This is a genomic window from Enterobacter cloacae complex sp.6700776 (assembly GCF_048284255.1).
In the GTDB taxonomy this organism is placed as follows: domain Bacteria; phylum Pseudomonadota; class Gammaproteobacteria; order Enterobacterales; family Enterobacteriaceae; genus Enterobacter; species Enterobacter intestinihominis.
The window spans coordinates 128,366-149,208 of sequence record NZ_JBLVYK010000001.1 but is presented as its reverse complement, the minus strand read 5'-3'; the positions used below and the strand labels follow the sequence as shown (position 1 = coordinate 149,208).

Below are 20,843 nucleotides of genomic sequence, written 5' to 3'. Positions count from 1 at the left end.
GGGCCACGGGAACTTTACATTTGCGAAAAGGAAAAGCGCGGGGAGTCAGAACGCGACGTCAACGATCAGCGTGTCGGTGTAGGTTCCGGCAGGCGGCGTGGCCTGGCTGGTCAGGACCTTAGCGCTGTAGTTATAGGTGCGTAAAAGCCCGTCGGTACTGACCTGGGATGAGCTGGCGCTGGCCCAGCGCTCGCTGCCACTGCCGCCCCAGCGGTTGCTGGTCGCCTCTTTATAGATGTCGTAACTCATAAAATTGCTGCCGCTAACCATACGACGAACGTTGTTCAGGGCGTTTGCTCCATTATTAATGCCTATGGTGTAAGTGCTGCCCTTGGTGCAGGTGACGGCGATCGACTGCGAAACGGTGGGAAAATTTTGCACCAGCGGCGCGCTGTTAAAATTCACGTCCGGCGTGGTCATCGTGCTGCAATCATTGGTGACGGTCATGTTGAGGAGAATGGAGGTAGTTGCCGTGCCGGTTTGCGGGGTCAGGCATAGCCCGCCCGCGCCAACGGCGCACACGTTGTAGTTGATGCTGAACGTTAACAACACCTGGTACGGCCCGGCCGTGACGTTCTGCCCCGGCACAGTACGGAAATAAAGCGGAATGTTGTAGCGCCTTGACCCCAGCAGCCCGAGCAGGGTGTTGCCATTCCAGGTATAGGTTTTGCTGATTTGTACTTCACTGTTTCCGCCGCAGCCAGTGGCACCGCACAGGCGCGTGGGGATAACGTCCGCGATGGCCGCATTATCGGTACGTTTCATGGTGGCGCGGCTGTTGGCGGCTATCGACGCCGAGGTGTAGGTCAGCGTCACCGAGTCGTTGGTTAGCAGGTTGAGAACAGTATCGCAGGACACCACCAGCGTGCCGGTGGTTTGCACCTCCCCCGTACTGCTCAGGGCGAATGAGGTGACGCTGCCAAACGAGGCGTTCACCGTACTGACGGTGCAGGCCGCCCAGCCGCTGCCCGAGAACAGCAGCAGTATGGCTATCATCAGGCGTTTCACGGTGCCTCCCGGCAGGTCAGCGGACCGTAGGTTTGCAGCTTATGCTCGGGATTTGCGCCCACGTTCAACGTTGCGATACAGCGTTTACCGTCCGGGGTGATGACCTCCAGAGGATTCACATCGTTGAGGTTTTCCAGCCAGGCGAGGCCGTCGTAGCCAACAACCGCGCTACTGCGGGACGCGCGTTTGACCTGGCTTCCCACCGGGATCGCATTGCCCTGCGTGTCATGCAGGATCACGCTGGCAACCCGCTCCTGCTCCATCGGGAAATCCACCAGATAACCGTTATGCCGACGAATCGCCACCCGACGCTCGGTCTCTTTCAGCCGGGTATCCGCAGGTAAGTTCAGGGTATCAATGCGGTAGCTCGCCGGGTAATAGGCGGAAACGCCGCTGACCAGCAGATAACCTTTGTTATTGGTTTTACCAACCGGCTGGTTCTCGTAGCTGACGGGTACGTCCGGATGTCCGTCGGTGCTGATCACCACAAACGCATCGTTGATTTTGTTCGCCGCAAACAGCTCACCGTCCATCAGGACGACAGAGCCCATCGCCTCGCCCCACCAGGTCATCATCCCCTTCTCACCGTAGCCGCCGCCCTGAAGCTCAACATTGTTATTCCGCCAGCCGAGCGTGGCCTGTTGATAGTTACTCGACCGCGACTGGTTGGCCCAGGCCATGTTCCAGCTAAAGCCGCCGTCAGACGGCATCGAGTGGTTGTAGTTAATGCGTTGAGTGCTGCCTGCGTCAGGCGTGTTTTCAAAGGTAACGGCGGCGCTGTCACGTTCGCCCAAAGGGACCTGCAACGACAGCGCAACCGTCCAGTCGTCCCGCTGCTGGTCACGGCTGGCCGCCAGGTAAATACTGCTTGAGCGCCACAGATTTCGGCTCCAGGAGAGGTTGAGCAGCTCGGTTTTCCGGCTGTCAAAACTCTCCACGCCGATCCACGCCGCACCGATATTGCCGTAATCACCGAGGTTAAAGGTTAAGGAGTACTGGTCGGTATTGCGGCTCAGGCTGGCAACGGGGTTATCATATTCATCATAAACGGTGGGCTGATCGTACAGGGCGAGGTTGCCGAAGCCGCGGTCGCGTCGGGTATGCTGGGTCGCTACGCTAAACTCGCTGGTGCTGTACTGATAGCCCCAGTTCATCTGGCCCCCTTCGTCGCCGCGCATCCGGCTTTGGGTATAAGACGTATTCACCACGCCAAAACGCCCGAGCTTCAGCACCGTGCCCGCGCCGCCGAGCGCCAGCGACTCCGCCCCTTCCGCATGCCCCTCCAGCGTCAGCCAGTCGGTCACCCCGTAGCGATACGATCCGCTGCCCGCCGCCGGGCCATAGTCAAAATTCTCTATACCGTAGTTGCGCCGCAGGCTGCCCAGCGTCACGGCGCCGTCGCTTAACCCCTGCTTCAGCAGATCGCTGCTGACATAAAACGGCAGCGTGGTGCTCACCTGACGTCCCAGCGCGTCGGTGGTGACCAGTACCGCATCCCCTGCGCCGTTGATGTACGGCAGATTAGTGAGGGTAAACGGCCCCGGCTGAAGGCGGGTGGAGCCGGAACGGTAGCCATTAATAAAGAGATCGACCGAGGTCGGGACGGCCGCCTCACCGGAAAACGCCGGCAGCGGCCAGGTCACCAGATCCGGACGTAGGGAGAAGTCGCGCCCATAGCTGATCCCGCCCATCCGCACGCTGGTGCTCCAGCTCAGCGCATCGCTGATGACGTCCCCAACGGTCCAGGTGGTGGCATCCTCCTCGTTGGTGATCAGCAGGGTTGAGTCATAGCGCACGTATCCTTCCTGCTGCCCGCTGCTTCCGGCGAAATTCTGTCGGGCGTACCCTGTCGAAGAAAACGAATAGTCTTCGTTGAAATAGCGGAACTCATGCCACACCGACGCCTGGCCGCCCGTGTGTTCGGTATGGTTGGTATAAACGTCGTAGTTGAGCAGCGCGCCCCGGCCATAATGCGGCTTGCTTTGCGCGTTCTGACCGCTAAACGACGTGATCCGCGCCGCAACCCAGTCCCGGGGGACCGTCAGCATGAGCCGCTGGGCGCTGCTGTCATACTCTACGCGTACCGATGAGAGCGTTGAAAGGTTCACCTCTCCGGCAGGCACATGCTCCTGCGGCAGTCCGGCGCGAAGCAAATCCGCTCCTGAAATAAACCAGGCGCCCTCGCGCTGCGTCACCGGCACCACCAGACCCGTGTCATAGTGGTTCAGCACCAGGGCGAGCTGGAATACAGCTTCGCCGTTCATCGTCCGCGCGTCCGGCGGCGGCGGTAAACTGTCGTCGCCGGTTTCGGCAAATGCGCTGGTACTGACGCAAAGCAGGATCATCATCGCCGGTTTCAGTTGACGGGCGTCGATTGCCATTGCGTATCCCTGGCATTAATTTGCGCGCTCATCCGATTCGGCTGATAAATCCCTGCCGGAAGCGGCCAGCTTCGGGTGCTGCCTGGCAGCACATAACCCAGCAGCCCCTCGGCAACCGTGCGTTTTTGCCCGCCCTGCTCAACCGCAACCTGGCTGAGCCTGACGTGAACCTTCCCCTGATTGCGGACCTCAAGCGCGGGTTTCCCCTCCTCCTGAATGACCCGCCAGTTGAGCTGCTGAGTGTTCGCCAGCGCGTGATGCTCTCCTTCGTTGAGGGTGGGGATCCCCTGTCCATAAACAAATAAGGGAATGGAATAGCGCATTTGCAGTTTGAGGCCCATAGACGGTTCCGCTTTGGCATCCGGCTGGGGAATCTCATCCACAATGATGCGGTAGGCTTGCTCGACGCCGGACGGGATCGTCCCCTGCTTAATCAGGCGAATAAGCTGTTTACTGCCTTTAGCGATAGTCACGATCGGCGGGCTGGCGACCACATCCTGCTGGGCGGTGTAACGCTCATATCCGCCCTCCTGTTTCCAGCGCACAATGCGTATCTGCATTGTCGTGGCGCTGTTGCCCTGATTCTGGATCCACAATTCAGTTGCTCTGGCGTCTGCCGAAAGCCACGGATCGATAGGCCAAAGAAGAATGGTTGCGGCTGCTTGCGCCTTAACCGCTGTAAGGGCCGTTATCCCCAACAGACTCAACAGGCCTGACCGCCTGAAAAATGGCTTCATCAATGCTCTCCCTTTCCTACCATGACAAGGTCACGGTGAGTTGATCTGAATACGTTCCTGACGGGCTAAACCCGGTCAAAAGCGCGACGCCAAAAAGAGGCAGCGCGATGTTATTGCTGTTGGTATAGGTAATCGGTATTGCCTGGTTAACCCCAATTTCACTGTTTGCGGCCAGAGAGCTGCTGCTGTAGAGCCGGTAACCGACCACCTCTGTCCCGCCTGAACGCGTCATCCGCCGCACAGAGCTATAATTCTGACCGCCATTAATGCTCATACTTAGCGCCACACCCGGTGTGCAGGCGATGGACAACGCGCCGTCGGCAACAAAGCTGGTGCTGACCGGTGCGCTCTCCACGCCGCTGCGGGTCCCGAAATTCAGCGTACCGAAACGCCCGCCGGTGCCGGTGCTCACCGAGCATCCAGGCACAACCGTCGCGCTCACCCTGAATGACTGAGACGTCACCGCCCCGGCGTCTGGGATCAACATCAGCCCGACCAACAGGGTCAAAAAAGGGTGCACGACGCCCTCTGCGCTGTCGCGCAGACATAACAATGCCTTCATGGCTGAATCAGTAGGTGACGCTGACGTTAATCGTGTCGGTATAGGTTCCCGGTACGACCGTCACGCTATTGCCGCCGCCCGTAATGCGTGCATAGAGGGTGTAGCTATCCACCCCACCCGCAGTAGAGGCGACCGGCAACGCGGCATTGTTCGCAACCACGTTGTTGTAACCGCTATCGCTGAACAGGCTGTAGGCAACGCCCTGCGCCGCATTGGCGGTGTTGACCAGATAGCGGCCCGGCGTACCTGGGGTGCCGACAACGGTTCCGGGTGCGGTAGCGTTGGTGTTGCCGGTGATCGCCACCGTGTAACTGGCAGTGGTACATTGAATGGTAAAGGTGTTTCCTCCGCTGGCACCGGTTAACTGGGTTGTCAGGGTGGAGAATGTTGCAGGATGAGTGCCGAAATCCAGCGTCCCGAAGTTAATGCCGTTTTGCGTTGGCGAGCCGTTGATCAAGCAGCCGTTTGTCAGCGTCAACGTCGCGCCGATAGTGCCGCTACTGGTGACCGCGAGAGCCTGACCGACCGTTGCCGCCGTCAGCAGCGTGCCCGCGCAGATAAAAAGAAGTTTTCTTTTCATTTACCACCCTCCAGAAGAAATATAGGTTCGCTTGCCATATTTTATTCATACTGTTCAGTATGTTAGCCCCGCTTAAACATTCCCCGGCGCGGTTACTGAGAATTTAGTTTATGGTTAGCACTTCAACCACTTTCATCAAAAAGAGGGCAACCCCGCTCGAATTAACAGGTTATTAACAAACATTACAAAGGGTTAGCAAAAAAAAATGGGCATTATTCTTGCTTAACTTGAGGATATATCGCCTGTAGTGTGATCTGAGTCACAATATATCGTCATGATAAAAACAACGAATTTCATAAAAATTAAAAACAAGTTGTAACTCACGCAGCTTTACTTCAATTTATGCCCCGAATATTTTCCTGCGCTTAAATAAAAATTTTGTATGCATTGACGCAGGAAACTCTTTTAGCGCATAGAGGATCTTTTTGTGGCAAGTGCAAACAAACTCACGCTCTTCATCGTGATTTTCATGCTGGCGGGCATTCTTTCCGGTGCGGCGATCCATGAGTATGCTTCGTCCGACGCGATACAGGCCTGGTCGGAGAACATCACCCTGCTGACCGATATTTTCCTGCGGCTGATCAAGATGGTGATAGCCCCGCTGGTGTTCAGCACCCTGACGGTGGGCATTATGAGGCTGGGTGAAACGTCTACGATTGGGCGCGTCGGGGGTAAAGCGATGGTGTGGTTTATCAGCTCATCCGTACTTTCCATTCTGGTGGGGCTGTTTATTGTTACCCTTGAACAACCCGGCAGCGGTCTGAACCTGAGCATTCCGACAGAGACGGTTGATACCGGCCTGGCCGTGAGCGGGATGTCGCTGAAAGCCTTCCTGTCACACACCATTCCAACCAGCATTGCCGGCGCGATGGCGAACAATGAGATCCTGCAAATTGTGGTCTTCTCGATGTTCTTCGGCATTGGCGGCGCGTCACTGGGCCAAAAATTCAACGCCCCGCTGGTCGCGGCGCTGGATGTGGTATCCCACATTATGCTGAAGGTGACGGGCTACGTGATGTACGTTGCGCCGCTGGCCATTTTCGCGGCGATTTCGTCCGTCATTGCCACCCAGGGGCTGGGCATTTTGCTGAACTATGCCTCGTTTATTGGCGGTTATTATGTGGCGATCCTCCTGACCTGTCTGGTATTGCTGGCCGTGGGTTACATGGTACTGAAGAAAGAGATTTTCCGTCTGGTGGCGATGCTGAAAGATCCGGTGCTGGTGGCGTTTACCACCAGCAGCTCTGAAGCGGCATACCCTAAAACGCTGGAGCAGTTAGCGCGCTTTGGTTGTTCACGGAATATCGCCTCTTTCGTCCTGCCGATCGGCTACTCGTTTAACCTGGTCGGCTCCATGGTGTACTGCTCGTTCGCCTCAATGTTTATTGCCCAGGCGTACAACATTCACCTGAGTTTTACCGAGGTGACGGTGCTGATGTTAACGCTGATGCTGGCCTCGAAGGGCATTGCGGGCGTACCGCGCTCGTCGCTGGTGGTGCTGGCGGCAACCATTCCAGGCTTTAACATTCCGGTAGCCGGGATCCTGCTGCTAATGGGGATTGACCATTTCCTGGATATGGGGAGATCGGCCATTAACGTGCTGGGGAACGGGATTGCGACGGCGATGCTGTCGCAGAATGAAGGGGCGCGGGAAGCGGAGGCTGAGCTGGTGGAGCAGGAGGCGTAAAGATACAAAAGAGCCGGGTGGCGCTGACGCGTACCCGGCCTACGTGTTCGAGCCATTTGTAGGCCGGGTAAGGCGAAGCCACCACCCGGCATTATTTTATGCCACGTGATTCGCCGCAATATCCAGCAGCGCCATCTCTTCGCTGTTCAGCAGCTTCTCAATATTCACCAGAATCAGCATACGCTCGCCGAGCGCACCCAGCCCTGTCAGGTATTCCGTCGACAGCGTGACCGCAAACTCCGGCGCAGGACGGATTTGATCGGCGGTCAGCGACAGCACATCTGACACGCCGTCCACCACAATCCCCACCACACGCTGCCCCAGATTCAGAACAATCACCACCGTGTTATCGTTGTACTCCACATCGCCCTGGCTGAACTTCACGCGCAGATCCACGATAGGCACAATCACACCGCGCAGGTTGGTCACACCCTTGATAAACGCTGGCGTGTTCGCGATGCGCGTTACCTGATCGTACCCGCGAATTTCCTGCACTTTCAGGATGTCGATACCGTACTCTTCATCACCTAAAGTGAAAACCAGGAATTCCTGCCCAGATGGCTCGCCCGCCAGTTTCGTTACGTTACTCATACCGGTCATGTTATTACCTTTTACTTAATCAGGCGGCTGTGTTCGCCACACGTTGTTCACGATTTAATCCCTGAAGTGCCGATACATCGACGATCAGCGCGACGCTACCATCACCCAGGATGGTGGCAGCAGAGATCCCCGGCACTTTGCGGTAGTTACTTTCCAGGTTCTTAACCACCACCTGATGCTGACCAATCAGCTGATCGACCAGCAGCGCGTAGCGGCGTCCGGCGCTTTGCAGGATCACAACGATACCCTGCGTGGCCTCGGTTTTTGCCCCGTCCACTTCGAACACTTTCCACAGTTCCACCAGCGGCAGGTACTCGCCGCGCACTTCGAGCACGCGCTCGCCGCCCGCCAGCGGATGCAGATCTTCTTCGCGCGGCTGGAGGGATTCCATCACCGCGTTCAGCGGCAGAATAAAGACTTCATCCGCCACTTTAACGGACATGCCGTCAAGAATGGCCAGCGTCAGCGGCAACAGGATACGGATCGTGGTGCCCGCGCCCTGCTTAGACTGGATCTCAACGTGACCGCCCATCTCCTGAATGTTACGTTTCACCACGTCCATGCCCACGCCGCGGCCGGAAACGTCGGTGACCTGCTCTGCGGTTGAGAAGCCTGGGGCAAAAATCAGCATGCCCACTTCTTCATCAGTCATGTTTTCGTTGACCGCCATGCCCTGCGAAATCGCCTTCGCCAGAATACGCTCGCGGTTCAGGCCCGCGCCGTCATCGGTCACTTCGATGCAGATGTTGCCGCCCTGATGTTCTGCTGACAGGATCAGGTTGCCCACTGGCGATTTTCCGGCTGCCACGCGGTTTTCCGGCAGCTCAATGCCGTGGTCGAGGCTGTTACGCACCAGGTGCGTTAACGGGTCGATAATGCGTTCAATCAGGCTCTTATCCAGCTCGGTGGAGCTGCCCATCAGCGTGAGTTCGATCTGTTTGTTGAGCTTGCTGGCCAGGTCGCGCACCAGGCGCGGGAAGCGGCTGAAGACATATTCCATCGGCATCATGCGGATGGACATCACCGATTCCTGCAAATCGCGGGCGTTACGTTGTAACTGGCCCATGCTGGTGATGAGATCGCCGTGGGTCACCGGGTCCAGCTCGTTGGAGCGCTGGGCCAGCATCGACTGGGTGATCACCAGTTCACCCACCAGGTTGATCAGCTGATCCACTTTCTCCACCGCCACGCGAATGCTCGTTGACTCGCTGGAGCGCGCCGCCGGTTTTTCACCGCGGGCCGGGGCGGCCGTCTCTTTGGGCACGGCTTTCAGTGCAGGGGCAGCGGCAACTACCGCAGGGGCAATTTCTGCCGGCGCGGGCACTTCAACGGCCGCCGCCTCGGTTTCAAACGCAATTTGATCCGCTTCAATCACGAAGCACAGCACCGCCACAATGTCATCCTGACCGATCCCGCCGTCGAGCGTCGCGGCCAGGCTGTCTTTACCCTTCACCACGTTGCTGAGCGTCGCCAGGTTACCCAGCTCCTCTTCCAGCAGGTTGACCTCGTTCTCTTTCAGCCGTGACAGCACTACGCGCAATTTTCCTGCGGGCGCATCAGGCGCACTGTCTGGTTTGGCCGCGGCGTCAACAACGCTCAGTTTTGCCGCAGGGACAACGGGCGCAGACGCCTCACCTTTGGCTTCCAGCGCTAACTGACGCAGCGCGTTGCAGATGTATTCAAAGCTGGCGGCATCAGGCTCTGCCGAACTTTTATAGGCGTCGAGCTGTTCCTGCATAATATCTTTCGTTTCCAAAAACAGGTTGATAATGTCGGTATTGAGCTGCATCTCACCGCGTCGTGCTTCATCCAGCAGGTTTTCCATTAAATGGGTCGTTTCCTGCAAAATGGTAAATCCAAACGTTCCGGCTCCGCCTTTAATGGAATGCGCCGCACGGAAGATGGCGTTGAGCTGTTCTGAGTCCGGTGCCTCGGGCACCAGATCCAGCAAATGTTGCTCCATATCGGCCAACAATTCGTCGGCTTCATCAAAAAATGTCTGGTAAAAATCGGTAATATCCATGCTCACGCTATCACCTCGGATTGGCTGGTGGCGATGTTGGAACGGCAGCCGAAGGGACGGCCCCAGGCTGTTTTAAATCGTCCAGTGACTCATTCTGACTTTCGGCGTTTTCATGCAGGATGGCCTGCTCCGCCTGCTGGTTCAGCACTAAAAGACTGATACGACGGTTGATGGCGTCATCCGGTCCGCGGTCGGTCAGGCGCATGGTTGCAGCCATGCCGACCACGCGCAGGACCTTGCCATCATCAAGCCCACCCGCCACCAGCTCGCGACGCGAGGCGTTGGCGCGATCGGCAGAAAGCTCCCAGTTGCTGTATCCCTTCTCTCCCGTGGCGTACGGGAAATCATCCGTGTGACCGGAGAGGCTAACGCGGTTCGGAATGCCGTTCAGCACCGGTGCAATCGCACGCAGAATATCGCGCATGTAGGGCTCCACGTCGGCACTGCCGGTTTTGAACATCGGTCGGTTCTGGCTGTCGATGATCTGAATACGCAGCCCTTCCTGCACCAGGTCAATTTTCAGATGCGGACGCAGCGCGCGCAGTTTAGGGTCCGCCTCAATCAGCTGATCCAGGTCACCGCGCAGTTTTTTCAGGCGCGCCTGCTCCATCCGTTTTTTCAGCTCGTCGATGTTAGGCTGTTTTTTCACTTCGCCCTGCTGCTGGGTGTAATCGTCACCGCCGCCGGGGATCGGGCTGTCGCTGTTCGAAATGCGCGGCCCGCCGGTGACCGCCGTCGCCAGCGGCGTTCTGAAATATTCCGCAATCTGAATAAGCTCTTTCGGGCTGGAGATGGAGATCAGCCACATCACCAGAAAGAAGGCCATCATGGCGGTCATAAAGTCGGCGTACGCGATCTTCCATGAGCCGTGAGAACCGTGCCCGTGCCCCTTATGCTTGCGTTTTTTTACGATGACGATCGGATGGGACTGGTTTTTCATGCGTCCTCAGTTGTCGTCTGTTGGTTGGGGTTTTTCACCGCGCGCACATGCTCTTCCAGTTCGATAAACGACGGACGTTCGCTGGAGTAGAGCGTCTTACGGCCAAATTCGACGGCGATCGGTGGCGCATAACCGTTGAGGTTTGAGAGCAGCGTAATTTTCACGCACTGCATCATTTTGGTGGTTTCAGCGCTCTTCTGGCGCAGCACGCTCGCCAGCGGGGAGATAAAGCCGTATGCCAGTAAAATACCGAGGAACGTCCCCACCATTGCGTGGGCAATCAGGGCGCCCAGTTCAGCCGCCGGGCGATCCGCCGAGGCCAGGGCATGAACGACGCCCATGACCGCCGCCACGATACCGAACGCTGGAAGCGAGTCGCCCACCAGCGCCAGGCTGTTGGCCGGCACTTCGGATTCGCTCTCGTGGGTTTCGATCTCTTCGTCCATCAGGGCTTCAATTTCGAAGGTGTTCATGTTGCCGCTGATGATCAGCCGGAGGTAATCGACGATAAAATCGAGCATCATCGCGTCAGCCAGAATACGCGGGTAGCTGGCGAAAATTTCGCTCTCTTTCGGGTTTTCAATGTCCCGCTCCAGCGAGAACATTCCTTGCTGACGTGACTTCGCCATCAGGCGATAGAGCAGCGCCAGAAGATCCATATACATGCTTTTGGTGTATTTCGAGCGACGAAACAGCAGCGGAATCGCCTTCAGCGTGCCCTTGATCGATTTACCGTTGTTACCAACGATAAAAGCCCCTATCCCTGCACCGCCGATGATGACAAGTTCAGCCGGTTGATAGAGTGCTCCAAGGTGCCCGCCGGTCATCATGTAACCGCCGAAAACTGTACCGAGAACTACCAGGTAACCTAATAAGATAAGCACGACATCATCCTTCCGCTAGTGACTATGGCAGGACGTTCATTTCGAGCGCGTGACCTGAACGCAGGGTAAAAAAAAGCAGCGGTAATCGCTTACCGCTGCTGGAATCTTGCCCACAGGTTCGGGTTAAACAGCGTGTTCGATCTGTTCATCCAGCAGTTGTGGAATAATATCGGCAGCATCCCGGGAAAGTTTACGTCTTTTTACGGCTCGGGATGGAGGCTGGCATAAACTACAGGCGAAGCTGCCCGCAGGCTGGTGCGCGTGGGTAATAAAATTGCCGTCACAGCAGTTGCAGCGCGACAATTCAAGCATTCCGCTTTCAACAAAACGCACCAGCGTCCAGGCGCGGGTCAGCGCCAGCAGGGGTCCCTGTTCCTGCTGCGGGCATTGCTCAAGGTAAAGTTTGTAGGCTTTAATCACGGCATCCACGCCGCTGCATAAGCCCGTTTTAAGCAGGTACTGCCAGGCGTTACAGAACATGGAAGCATGGATGTTCTGCTCCCAGGTCATGAACCAGTCAGTCGAAAACGGCAGCATGCCTTTTGGCGGTGGGCTACCACGCAATTCTTTGTACAGCTTGATCAAACGACCACGGCTCAGTTGCGTCTCGCTTTCCAGCATTTGTAAACGCGCACCCAGCGTGATGAGTTCCATTGCCAGCTGGATATCACGGGCTTCCTGAACAATGCTTTTTTCGCTCATTGTTAAGCCCTTTTCTTCCGGGCTACGTCGTCAGGCTGGCTGATTTCGTTGAGCAGGCGGGTGGAGAGAAGAATACCGGTGTGGATCTGTTGCAGATCGTCCACGCGGGATTCCTGAGTCAGACGCGTAATGGTCTGCGGGTTATCGAAACGGAACTGGCAGACAAGCTGATTGGTTTCAGCCAGCTTGACCATCTGCGGAAGTGTTAATCCCCCCAGCATGGTTGCCATCTCTTCGTTAACACCCAGACGAAACATCGCTGACGGTTTGTCCTGACTAATCAAACGCTGCGCGAGCAATAAATACGACAAATTGATGTCGTAAATATGTTTTAGCAACTCGGATGTATGCATTTTTCCCATCCCGAATAACCAACTATTATTTTTATGCGGAAAGACCGCACCCCGTGATGTCGCCGGGAAATCACCCGGTATAAAAAGAAAAGGCCAAATGCATAGTTGAATTTAGGTTTGTACGTCGTAAAGCGCGTGACCGGTTAACATGGCCAAAATGTCGGTTACACATTTTATCTTTTCTTACAAATAACTAAGATTTTTCCTAATTCGACGCAAACTCTACTCGTCAGTTTTGACACATACAATGCAGCCCCCCCTGGAATTTAAAAAAAATGTGATCTGTGTCACATAATTTACGCGAATGTAACCCATAAATCCATCAGCGTGACTTGTAATTTGGGTGTTTTTTATCCAACCCAAGCTTGTTTATATTCTTCAGGAACGAATACTCATGCATCCTGACGGGGGAATTGGGTCTGGGAAATGTAAAGACAGGGCAAATCCGCATTGATCTGCTATGGGGAAAACTTCACGTTGAAACTACCATTAATTAATAAAGTAAAAACAGGGGGTTAACGCTGGCAACACAAAAATCAGTTTCGTTGCGTAACGATCTACGCCGGGTTGATGATGAGTTAAGGCGTGTTAACCACCCGGAAGGGAAAATGTGTAATTTACGTTAAGCTGTTAATTTTTTTCATTTAGGCCATCTTTTCAGTTATTCTTCTTATAAGAATAATTAATGAATAATTATGATAAGCTTCACACTAATGACGCATTCACCTCTTGCAGTAATGACATTTTCGCGGTAAAGCTGGGAAAACTTGTCATTCTGACATCAAAGGAGTGCGTGATGAGTTACTCCCATCTGCTTGTTTCAGTTGCTGTTTCTCCCGAAAGCCACCAGCTTGTCGCCCGAGCCGTATCCATCGCCCGCCCCGCCAATGCCCGCATCAGCCTGATCACGCTGGCCGCGGAACCCGAAATGTATAATCAGCTGGCTGCGCCGATGCTGGAAGATATACGTGAGGTATTGCAGGAGGAAACGCACCAATTCCTGCAAGAGTTGGTGGAGAGGGCAGACTATCCGATTCATCAGACCGTTATCGCGACCGGTGAATTAAGCGCGCATATACTCGACATCTGTCAGAAAGAGAATATTGACCTGGTTATTTGCGGAAATCATAACCAGAGTTTTTTTTCTCGTGCGGCATGCTCGGCAAAATCTATCGTTTCGTCAAGCCAGGTTGATGTCCTGCTGGTGCCTCTTGGGGGCAATTAATGCCCCCGGAGAAAATCAGGCGAGTTTAGGGAAGGTCGCGATCTTTTTTTGCAGATCACCTTCCTGACTTTGCGGCTGGATCGCGCGCAAATCGTCAATAAAACGCGCCTGCCAGCGGTTAATATCATTCTTCATGATGGTCTCCATCATTTCCGAATGGCGTGAAATACGTTCCGCAAGCGGCATAGTTAACGCACGGTTCAGGGCATTTGCCACGTCATCGCGATCGTAAGGGTTTACAATCAGCGCTGAGGTTAACTCGTTTGCCGCACCGGCAAATTGAGACAGCACCAGCACACCCGGGTCAGCAGGATCTTGTGCTGCAACATACTCTTTTGCCACCAGATTCATCCCGTCGCGTAGGGGCGTGACCAGCCCGACGTCCGCATAGCGGAACACTTTCATCAGAATTTTGCGCTCAAAGTGCTGATTCAAATAGAAAAGTGGTGTCCAGCCAAGCTGCCCGTAGCGCCCGTTGATGCGCCCTGCTTCGGTCTCAAGCTGGTGACGGATATCCTGATAGGCCTGAACCTCACCGCGTGAGGTCGGCGCTATCTGGGTATAACGAATCTTGCCGTGATGCTGCGGGAATTTTTCCAGCAGGGTTTCGTACGCGAGGAATCGCTCCGGCAACCCTTTGGAATAATCAAGTCGTTCAACCGAAAAGATATTCTTAACGTGCTTGAGTTCATCCTTAAGCTGGGCAAGCTTCGGAGGCAATGGACCGGAGGCCTGCTCGGCAATTTCGTCTGGCTCAATACCAATCGGGTAGACCTCGGTATGGAAATGACGTCCCCACGCGGTGTGAGATTTGCCGCCGTGAGTAACCAGTCGGGTTTTACCGGACACGCTGTCGAGGAAGGCCAGCCTGTCGTTTTCCGTCTGGAAACCGAGCAGGTCGTAATCGGACAGCGCCTCAAGGATCTCTTCATGCTGCGGCAGTGCCGTGAAAATCTCCGGCGTCGGGAAAGGGATGTGCAGGAAAAAACCGATTCGGTTATTCACACCACGTTTTCGCAGCTCTCTGGCGAAAGGCAGCAGATGGTAATCGTGGATCCATAAAATATCGTCTTCTTCGATCAGCGGCAGCAGTTTATCTGCCAGCAGCGCATTAACGCGCATATAGCCTTCATAGGATTCACGCTGGAATTTCACCAGGTCCAGACGATAGTGAAACGCTGGCCACAGCACGGCGTTTGAGAACTCGGAATAATATTCATCATAGTCCTTCTCACTGAGTGCGAAGGAAGCCCACGTGATATTGCCCCGTGACACCTTTTTAAGCGGTTTCTCATCATTACTGATTTCCCCGCTCCAGCCAAACCAGAGACCACCCGCGGCTTTGAGGGCACCTAATACCCCGACCGCCAGGCCACCGGCACTGGCTTTTTTATCATCCGGCGGTGCGATGCGATTAGAGACGACGACTAAGCGACCCATAATGATTTCTCCCGTTGTTTTGCGCTATTTGTTGTTGTTGCTGGTTAGCGACATCAGATATCCACTGCCAGACGCTGGCGACGTTTTCCAGCCGCCATCCGGCAACGGTTTCACCCGGCCCTACCTTGACAGACATGCCACTGGCCTGGTTTACCACGCTGAACCCGGCCTCATCGGTCAGGTCATCCCCAAAAAATACTGGCGTACGCCCTTTAAACGGCGCTTCCGCCATAAACGCTGCAATGGCAGCGCCTTTATTAATTCCTGCTGGTTTAATCTCGACCACACATTTACCCGGCTGTAACGCCAGCTCCGGATGGGCTTCCGCCACGCTTCTTGCTACCGAAAAGATCGCCGCCTCATGGTGAGGCGCCTGACGGTAGTGCAGCGCAAAGGCCATGCCTTTGGCTTCCAGTTCCGTACCTGGAAGCAGTTCCAGAGCAGAAGAGAGTTGCGCATGCAGCGCCTGAACCAGCGTATCGGGGAGTGAAACTATATGCAGTTGATCATGGATATCGCGGCGCTCCGCTCCGTGCACACCGGCCAGCGGAAAGTGATAAGGACTGGCGAGCACATCCAGCTCGGCCATTGAGCGCCCTGAAATCAATGCCAGTGCCCCCTCGTTCTGTCGGGAGAGCTGCTGCAAATTCTCTAACACCAGATCCGGTACAACGACGTCGTCAGGATGCGGTTCAATTCCGGCGAGCGTCCCGTCGAGGTCAAAAAAGAAAGCAAATTTTCCGGGCAGTACAGGCGGTGCGGTTAACAAGTCAGCCACCCTAATCCTCCTTACAGTGAACAAAACAGCCATGTAAGTATAGACAGTGTGACGGCGCTCGCCATTTAGCAACCGGCCCGTCAGCATAACTGGCGGGCCGGTCAGGGGGTCAACTATGGTTAATAGTTGAGCAGATGAGTGGCTAAAAATAAATCAGACGGTACGCTTAGCTTTTTGCTTGTAACGGTCGAAGATCACTGCTGCCAGCAGGATCAGGCCGCGTACGACGTACTGAGAGAACGGAGAAATATTAAGCAGGTTCATGGCGTTCTCCACGGTCCCCAGAATCAGGATCCCCGCCACCACATATGAGATTTTTCCGATGCCGCCCTTGAGGGATACACCCCCCAATACGCAGGCTGAAATGACAATCAGCTCATAACCGATAGAGGTCATTGGCTGGCCGCTGGTCATACGCGACGCCAGAATAATCCCCGCCGCTGCCGACACAAGCCCGGAAAGCACGAAGATAATGATCTTGGTCCGTACGACCGGGACACCCGCCAGACGCGCCGCTTCCTCGTTCCCGCCAATCGCCAGGGTATTACGACCAAAGGTGGTGCGGTTAAGCAGGAAACCAAACAGGATCAGACAGGCTACCGTCAGCCAGATAGGCGCAGGCAAGCCCAGCCAGTTGGCATAGCCCAGCGTAAAGAAGCGCTCGTCTTCAATCCCCACCGCCTTACCGTCGGAGATGATATAGGCCAGACCGCGCACGATTTGCATGGTCGCAAGCGTCGTGATTAGGGCGTTAATCTTCAGGCGCGCAATCACAAAGCCGTTCACCAGCCCGCTCAGCACGCCGAGCATCAGCCCCGCCAGCACGCCGATCCACAGGCTTTCGGTCATATTGATCACCACGGCAGTGGTGACCCCGGCACAGGCAATCACCGAGGCGACCGACAGGTCAAAATCGCCGGAGGCCAGGCAGAATAGCATTCCGCAGGCCACCATGCCGGACATGGAGATGGCCAGCCCCAGCCCCTTCATGTTGATGAAGGTCGCGAAGTTTGGCACAAAAATCGCGCACGCAACGAACAGGGCGGCAAAAACCACCAACATGCCGTACTGGTCCCAGATGCGGCCAAAACTGAAAGCCGACTTCGGCGCTCCGGATGTAGTAACAGAGGACATCATTGACTCCTTACTCAGGCGACAGCCTGGCTAACTTTAGGCATGGCGAGACTCAACGCCTGTTGTTCATTCGCCTGTTCATGCAGCAATTCACCGGCAATTTCGCCTTCACGCATCACTACAATACGGTCGGCGACGCCCAGCACCTCGGGCAGATCGCTGGAGGCGAACAGCACCGCCACACCGCGTTTTGCCAGCTCATAGATGACGTTATAGATTTCGTGTTTCGCCCCCACGTCGATACCGCGCGTTGGTTCATCCAGCAAAATGACCTTCATGTCTTCCGACAGCCAGCGCCCCAGAATGGCTTTTTGCTGGTTGCCGCCGGACAAATTCATGATCAGCTGTTCAGCCCCGGGAGTTTTGATGTTCAGCGAACGGATATGGTGATCAGCGTTGCGCGCCTCCCAGCCGTCGTTAATCAGACATCCCGCGCGGATGAACTTGCGCCGGGCAGAGATGTTGATGTTGTCGCGCACCGAGTGCACTGGAATAATGCCTTCGGCCTTTCGATCCTCCGGACAGAGCATGATGCCCGCGTTAATCGCCTGCGCAGGCTTCTGTATATCGACCTTTTTCCCGTCGACGAAGACCTGGCCCTGGGCAATGCGCGTACCGCCAAACAGCCCTTTCATCAGCTCGCTGCGCCCTGCCCCGACAAGGCCAAACAGCCCGACGATTTCGCCGCTGCGCACCGAGAGTGAAATAGGTGTGCGCACGCCTGGGGCTTTAACGCTATCCAGACGCAGACGCTCAGGGCCGTACTCGCGCGGCTTCCAGTGGTAAATATCCCCCAGATCGCGCCCGACCATCGCCTGCACCAGCTGGTCATGATTGACCTGCTGCATATCGGTGAAGGTGCGCACGTAGCGGCCATCCTTAAACACGGTGATGGCATCGCTTAAGGCAAAAATTTCTTCCATACGGTGGGAGACGTACAGAATGATGCGGCCCTCTTTGCGCAGCTCGCGGATCACGCGAAAGAGGTTTTCAATTTCACGCGCCGAGAGCGAGCTGGTTGGCTCGTCAAAAGCGATGATCTTGGCGTTACGCGCCAGCGCTTTGGCAATTTCCACCATCTGCCACTGGCCGATGGAGAGATACTTAAGGGGCGTTTGCGGATCGACATCCAGCCCAAGGTGCCTGAGCTGCAAGCCCGCTTCATAGTTGAGCAGCGAGCGGTTGACCACGCCGCTTTTATGCGGAAGCTGGCCCAGGTAGATGTTCTCCGCCACGGTCATTTCAGGAATGAGATGCAGCTCCTGATAGATGATGGCGACGCCCGCGTTTAACGCTGCCGTGGTATCGGCAAAGGCCACCTCTTCGCCGCGAATGGCCAGCGTGCCGGTGGTGGGCGTGTAGTTGCCGCTGAGAATTTTTAGCAGCGTGGATTTTCCCGCGCCGTTCTCCCCCATCAGGGCATGAACCTGACCGGCATAGCAGTCGAAGCTGATATCGGTCAGCGCGTTTACGCCGGGGAATGTTTTACCGATGCCGCGGAAAGAGAGATACGGATCAGACTGTTGCATAACGACTCCGTGATTCCTGTAGTGTGTACGTCAGGCCCCTCACGGCGTGTGAGGGGCGCAATCACAGCGTATTACTTACCGCCCAGTCCTTTTTTCGCCAGCTCCTCTTTGAAATTATCGCGGGTGATCAGCACCACATCGGTTACTTCGGTGAATTTCGGCGGCTCAACCCCCTTGGTCACCCAGTTGTAAAGCATTTCGCTGGATTTATAGCCGTGGACATCCGGGCTTGGCAGCAGAGAGCCGTAGAAGCCGGTCGCCTGCGCTTTAGACAGTTCGCTCACGGCGTCCACGCCGTTGATGCCGATCCCGATAATGTCCGGTGCTTTAAAGCCCTGGCCTTCCGTTGCACGCACGCCGCCCAGCACGGTGTTATCGTTCATCCCCACCACCAGCCAGTGTTTCACCTCCGGATGCTGGACGAGCATGGAGTTCGCCGCATCAAAGGCGCCCGGGATATCGTTGGATTTGGTCGGGACTTTGTAGATTTGTTTTTCCGGGAAGCCAGCCGCTTTTAGGGCGTCCATGGAGCCCGTGGTACGACGACGGGCGGTATCCAGCTCGTCAGCGGTAATCGCCATCACGGCGGTCTCTTTTACATCCCAGCCGCGTTTTTGCATCTCTTTATAGAGCTCCTGGCCCTGACGCTCGCCGATTTTGGTGGCCGCCATCATCACCAGCGGAACGGTATCCATCGGTTTGCCTTTGGCATTCACGAACTGATCGTCCACCGCAATCACTTTCATGTCATAACCGCGCGCTTTCGCGGCAATCGCTGAACCCAACTTTGGATCCGGCGTACAGATAACGAAACCTTTCGCGCCGCTCGCCGCCAGGCTATCAATGGCGTTAAGCGTTTTCTCGCCGTCAGGTACGGCGATTTTAATTACCTCAAATCCCAAATCTTTTCCGGCTTTATCAGCAAATTTCCATTCGGTCTGGAACCACGGTTCTTCCGGCTGTTTAACCAGAAAACCGAGCTTTAAATTTTCAGCGATAGCGGATTGTGACATAACGGCAGCCAGGCCGATGGCCGCCAGCGCTTTAGTAAATTTGTGCATGGTAAACTCCAGCTTTAGCATTCTTATCTGTAGGGAATAATGGCGAACAACTTATTTAATCGGACTTAAAACAAGGCATTAGCGCTTACCTCGTCATAAGCGTTATTGCTGGTGATAGTTTTAGCGGGAAATTAATCATCCATAAGAGAGCGACATCACACCGCAGAATTACAGTAATTGCGTACATAAATTCAGCGAAAAATGACATAAAAAAGGACGTAATTGTCCTACAAATGGAAAGGAGTTAAGCAGGATTATCCATAAGGTCAGCTAAGAAATCCCTGTAACCCGGACGCCTTAGCGTCCGGCAGAAATTTACCAGCGGTAATAGATGTGTTCAGCATGATCGCGCACGGGGGCGTCGTCGCCCAGCAGACGCGCAGAGAGCGTCAGCGCAAAGTCAAAAGCGTGCCCCAGCCCCTTGCCGCTGATGAGGTTGTTATCCTCCACGACCGGCGCATCTACATATACTCCATCATCAACGGTCTGCCAAAGATCGCCGGAACAGACGTAGCGCCGCCCCTTCAGTAGCCCGTTTGCGCCCAGCACCCGCGCGGCCGCAGAGCAGATCGGGCAGATGAGTTTGCCGTGCTCGTCATGCGCGGAAACAAAGCGGATCACCTCCTGGTTAGCCGCAAGATTGATACTCCCCTGCGGCCCACCGGGTAACACGACCGCGTCATACAGCCTATTAATACGTTCCGTTAATGTACTGTCAGCCACCATGGGGATATTGTGGTAACTCACTACCGCACGGGACTCCGCGCAGGCCAGCGTTTCCACCTCGATCTGCAAGCGACGCAGGATATCCACTGTGATAATCGCTTCTGCTTCTTCAAAACCAGGTGCCAGCAGCACCGCAACTTTTGTCATCATAAACCTCTACGGGTGAAAAGATATAAAACATCGTTTCATTTTCCAGATTTGTTAGATAACAATCTTACGACGCGATCACAGAACCGTATATTATGTGAAAATTGATTTAGCTCAAATTTGCTACAGCAGGATATATTTGCAGTTATTATTTCTGATTTAACACTTTCACAGAATTTCCCGCCACAGAAGGTTTCCTGAAACGATAAAAATGGGAAGTACTGATTTTAATATCATTAAAAACATAAAGATAAAAAATATTTTATCTCGTCACCTGTTTTCTGTTCTGCGCTATATTTAAATTTGTAATGTATGGTAAACACAGCCCAACTAAGAGTTTTCTTAA

At 55.0% G+C, this 20,843-nt stretch carries 19 protein-coding genes; 2 read left to right on the top strand and 17 right to left on the bottom strand.

The window, feature by feature from the left end; genetic code table 11:
- Nucleotides 1–45 precede the first annotated feature (45 nt).
- Genes ACNQ0T_RS00900 through ACNQ0T_RS00880 form a run of 5 tightly spaced genes read right to left on the bottom strand, consistent with a single transcriptional unit; the run spans nucleotide 46 to nucleotide 5,268 of the window.
- Nucleotides 46–1,008, bottom strand: a complete 963-nt coding sequence (locus ACNQ0T_RS00900; protein WP_063147773.1) for a spore coat U domain-containing protein — start codon at nucleotides 1,006–1,008, stop codon at nucleotides 46–48.
- A complete protein-coding gene (locus ACNQ0T_RS00895) occupies nucleotides 1,005–3,389 on the bottom strand; it encodes a fimbria/pilus outer membrane usher protein (RefSeq protein ID WP_417929400.1) in 2,385 nt (794 codons plus the stop codon). The genes ACNQ0T_RS00900 and ACNQ0T_RS00895 overlap by 4 nt, the downstream gene beginning before the upstream one ends.
- The gene (locus tag ACNQ0T_RS00890; protein WP_058677592.1) at nucleotides 3,365–4,126 is read right to left on the bottom strand and encodes a molecular chaperone; all 762 of its coding nucleotides are present in this window, start codon (nucleotides 4,124–4,126) and stop codon (nucleotides 3,365–3,367) included. Before ACNQ0T_RS00890 ends, ACNQ0T_RS00895 begins: the two co-directional genes overlap by 25 nt.
- A gap of 16 nt (nucleotides 4,127–4,142) precedes the next feature.
- Complete coding sequence (locus ACNQ0T_RS00885; RefSeq protein ID WP_022648507.1) at nucleotides 4,143–4,688, bottom strand: spore coat U domain-containing protein; 546 nt, start codon at nucleotides 4,686–4,688, stop codon at nucleotides 4,143–4,145.
- Nucleotides 4,689–4,695: 7 nt separating this feature from the next.
- Nucleotides 4,696–5,268 (bottom strand): spore coat protein U domain-containing protein, encoded by a 573-nt coding sequence (locus ACNQ0T_RS00880; RefSeq protein ID WP_022648508.1) that lies wholly within the window; start codon nucleotides 5,266–5,268, stop codon nucleotides 4,696–4,698.
- A 427-nt stretch (nucleotides 5,269–5,695) separates the two neighbouring features.
- On the opposite strand from ACNQ0T_RS00880, the gene ACNQ0T_RS00875 reads away from it, so the two are divergent.
- On the top strand, nucleotides 5,696–6,955 hold the full coding sequence (locus tag ACNQ0T_RS00875; RefSeq protein WP_023306494.1) for a dicarboxylate/amino acid:cation symporter: 1,260 nt from the start codon (nucleotides 5,696–5,698) through the stop codon (nucleotides 6,953–6,955).
- A gap of 96 nt (nucleotides 6,956–7,051) precedes the next feature.
- On the opposite strand, the gene cheW is transcribed toward ACNQ0T_RS00875, so the two are convergent.
- From cheW to flhD, 6 genes are all read right to left on the bottom strand, one after another.
- Nucleotides 7,052–7,555, bottom strand: a complete 504-nt coding sequence (gene cheW, locus ACNQ0T_RS00870; protein ID WP_003859699.1) for a chemotaxis protein CheW — start codon at nucleotides 7,553–7,555, stop codon at nucleotides 7,052–7,054.
- A gap of 19 nt (nucleotides 7,556–7,574) precedes the next feature.
- Nucleotides 7,575–9,584: a chemotaxis protein CheA gene (gene cheA, locus ACNQ0T_RS00865; protein WP_022648510.1), complete on the bottom strand. Its 2,010-nt coding sequence runs from the start codon at nucleotides 9,582–9,584 to the stop codon at nucleotides 7,575–7,577.
- Between the two features lie 4 nt (nucleotides 9,585–9,588).
- Nucleotides 9,589–10,518: a flagellar motor protein MotB gene (motB, locus tag ACNQ0T_RS00860; protein ID WP_022648511.1), complete on the bottom strand. Its 930-nt coding sequence runs from the start codon at nucleotides 10,516–10,518 to the stop codon at nucleotides 9,589–9,591.
- Complete coding sequence (gene motA, locus ACNQ0T_RS00855; protein ID WP_417929396.1) at nucleotides 10,515–11,402, bottom strand: flagellar motor stator protein MotA; 888 nt, start codon at nucleotides 11,400–11,402, stop codon at nucleotides 10,515–10,517. The genes motB and motA overlap by 4 nt, the downstream gene beginning before the upstream one ends.
- Before the next feature lie 123 nt (nucleotides 11,403–11,525).
- A complete protein-coding gene (flhC, locus tag ACNQ0T_RS00850) occupies nucleotides 11,526–12,104 on the bottom strand; it encodes a flagellar transcriptional regulator FlhC (RefSeq protein ID WP_022648512.1) in 579 nt (192 codons plus the stop codon).
- A 2-nt stretch (nucleotides 12,105–12,106) separates the two neighbouring features.
- Complete coding sequence (gene flhD, locus ACNQ0T_RS00845) at nucleotides 12,107–12,457, bottom strand: flagellar transcriptional regulator FlhD (protein ID WP_003859693.1); 351 nt, start codon at nucleotides 12,455–12,457, stop codon at nucleotides 12,107–12,109.
- A gap of 796 nt (nucleotides 12,458–13,253) precedes the next feature.
- Here flhD and uspC point away from each other — a divergent pair.
- A complete protein-coding gene (gene uspC, locus ACNQ0T_RS00840; protein ID WP_022648513.1) occupies nucleotides 13,254–13,682 on the top strand; it encodes a universal stress protein UspC in 429 nt (142 codons plus the stop codon).
- A 15-nt stretch (nucleotides 13,683–13,697) separates the two neighbouring features.
- Here the strand turns inward: uspC and otsA are convergent, their stop codons facing one another.
- The 6 genes from otsA to ACNQ0T_RS00810 all read right to left on the bottom strand — a co-directional run bounded on the left by otsA (nucleotide 13,698) and on the right by ACNQ0T_RS00810 (nucleotide 20,497).
- Entirely contained in the window at nucleotides 13,698–15,122 is a 1,425-nt protein-coding gene (otsA, locus tag ACNQ0T_RS00835; protein ID WP_058677595.1) for an alpha,alpha-trehalose-phosphate synthase, read from the bottom strand.
- The gene (gene otsB / locus ACNQ0T_RS00830) at nucleotides 15,097–15,900 is read right to left on the bottom strand and encodes a trehalose-phosphatase (RefSeq protein WP_022648515.1); all 804 of its coding nucleotides are present in this window, start codon (nucleotides 15,898–15,900) and stop codon (nucleotides 15,097–15,099) included. The genes otsA and otsB overlap by 26 nt, the downstream gene beginning before the upstream one ends.
- Nucleotides 15,901–16,053: 153 nt before the next feature.
- Nucleotides 16,054–17,034: an arabinose ABC transporter permease AraH gene (gene araH, locus ACNQ0T_RS00825; protein ID WP_022648516.1), complete on the bottom strand. Its 981-nt coding sequence runs from the start codon at nucleotides 17,032–17,034 to the stop codon at nucleotides 16,054–16,056.
- Between the two features lie 14 nt (nucleotides 17,035–17,048).
- The gene (araG, locus tag ACNQ0T_RS00820) at nucleotides 17,049–18,563 is read right to left on the bottom strand and encodes an L-arabinose ABC transporter ATP-binding protein AraG (RefSeq protein WP_417929393.1); all 1,515 of its coding nucleotides are present in this window, start codon (nucleotides 18,561–18,563) and stop codon (nucleotides 17,049–17,051) included.
- A gap of 71 nt (nucleotides 18,564–18,634) precedes the next feature.
- Nucleotides 18,635–19,624, bottom strand: coding sequence for an arabinose ABC transporter substrate-binding protein AraF (gene araF / locus ACNQ0T_RS00815; RefSeq protein ID WP_023300466.1), 990 nt, complete (start codon nucleotides 19,622–19,624; stop codon nucleotides 18,635–18,637).
- Nucleotides 19,625–19,939: 315 nt separating this feature from the next.
- Nucleotides 19,940–20,497, bottom strand: a complete 558-nt coding sequence (locus ACNQ0T_RS00810; protein ID WP_048966695.1) for a DJ-1/PfpI family protein — start codon at nucleotides 20,495–20,497, stop codon at nucleotides 19,940–19,942.
- Nucleotides 20,498–20,843 lie beyond the last annotated feature (346 nt).

Excerpts from the sequence above, each read along its gene's own strand:
- ACNQ0T_RS00895 (WP_417929400.1), bottom strand. The coding sequence starts at position 3,389 with ATGGCAATCGACGCCCGTCAACTGAAACCGGCGATGATGATCCTGCTT.
- ACNQ0T_RS00890 (WP_058677592.1), bottom strand. The coding sequence starts at position 4,126 with ATGAAGCCATTTTTCAGGCGGTCAGGCCTGTTGAGTCTGTTGGGGATA.
- ACNQ0T_RS00885 (WP_022648507.1), bottom strand. The coding sequence starts at position 4,688 with ATGAAGGCATTGTTATGTCTGCGCGACAGCGCAGAGGGCGTCGTGCAC.
- ACNQ0T_RS00880 (WP_022648508.1), bottom strand. The coding sequence starts at position 5,268 with ATGAAAAGAAAACTTCTTTTTATCTGCGCGGGCACGCTGCTGACGGCG.
- cheW (WP_003859699.1), bottom strand. The coding sequence starts at position 7,555 with ATGACCGGTATGAGTAACGTAACGAAACTGGCGGGCGAGCCATCTGGG.
- motB (WP_022648511.1), bottom strand. The coding sequence starts at position 10,518 with ATGAAAAACCAGTCCCATCCGATCGTCATCGTAAAAAAACGCAAGCAT.
- flhC (WP_022648512.1), bottom strand. The coding sequence starts at position 12,104 with ATGAGCGAAAAAAGCATTGTTCAGGAAGCCCGTGATATCCAGCTGGCA.
- flhD (WP_003859693.1), bottom strand. The coding sequence starts at position 12,457 with ATGCATACATCCGAGTTGCTAAAACATATTTACGACATCAATTTGTCG.
- uspC (WP_022648513.1), top strand. The coding sequence starts at position 13,254 with ATGAGTTACTCCCATCTGCTTGTTTCAGTTGCTGTTTCTCCCGAAAGC.
- otsA (WP_058677595.1), bottom strand. The coding sequence starts at position 15,122 with ATGGGTCGCTTAGTCGTCGTCTCTAATCGCATCGCACCGCCGGATGAT.
- araH (WP_022648516.1), bottom strand. The coding sequence starts at position 17,034 with ATGTCCTCTGTTACTACATCCGGAGCGCCGAAGTCGGCTTTCAGTTTT.
- araG (WP_417929393.1), bottom strand. The coding sequence starts at position 18,563 with ATGCAACAGTCTGATCCGTATCTCTCTTTCCGCGGCATCGGTAAAACA.
- araF (WP_023300466.1), bottom strand. The coding sequence starts at position 19,624 with ATGCACAAATTTACTAAAGCGCTGGCGGCCATCGGCCTGGCTGCCGTT.
- ACNQ0T_RS00810 (WP_048966695.1), bottom strand. The coding sequence starts at position 20,497 with ATGACAAAAGTTGCGGTGCTGCTGGCACCTGGTTTTGAAGAAGCAGAA.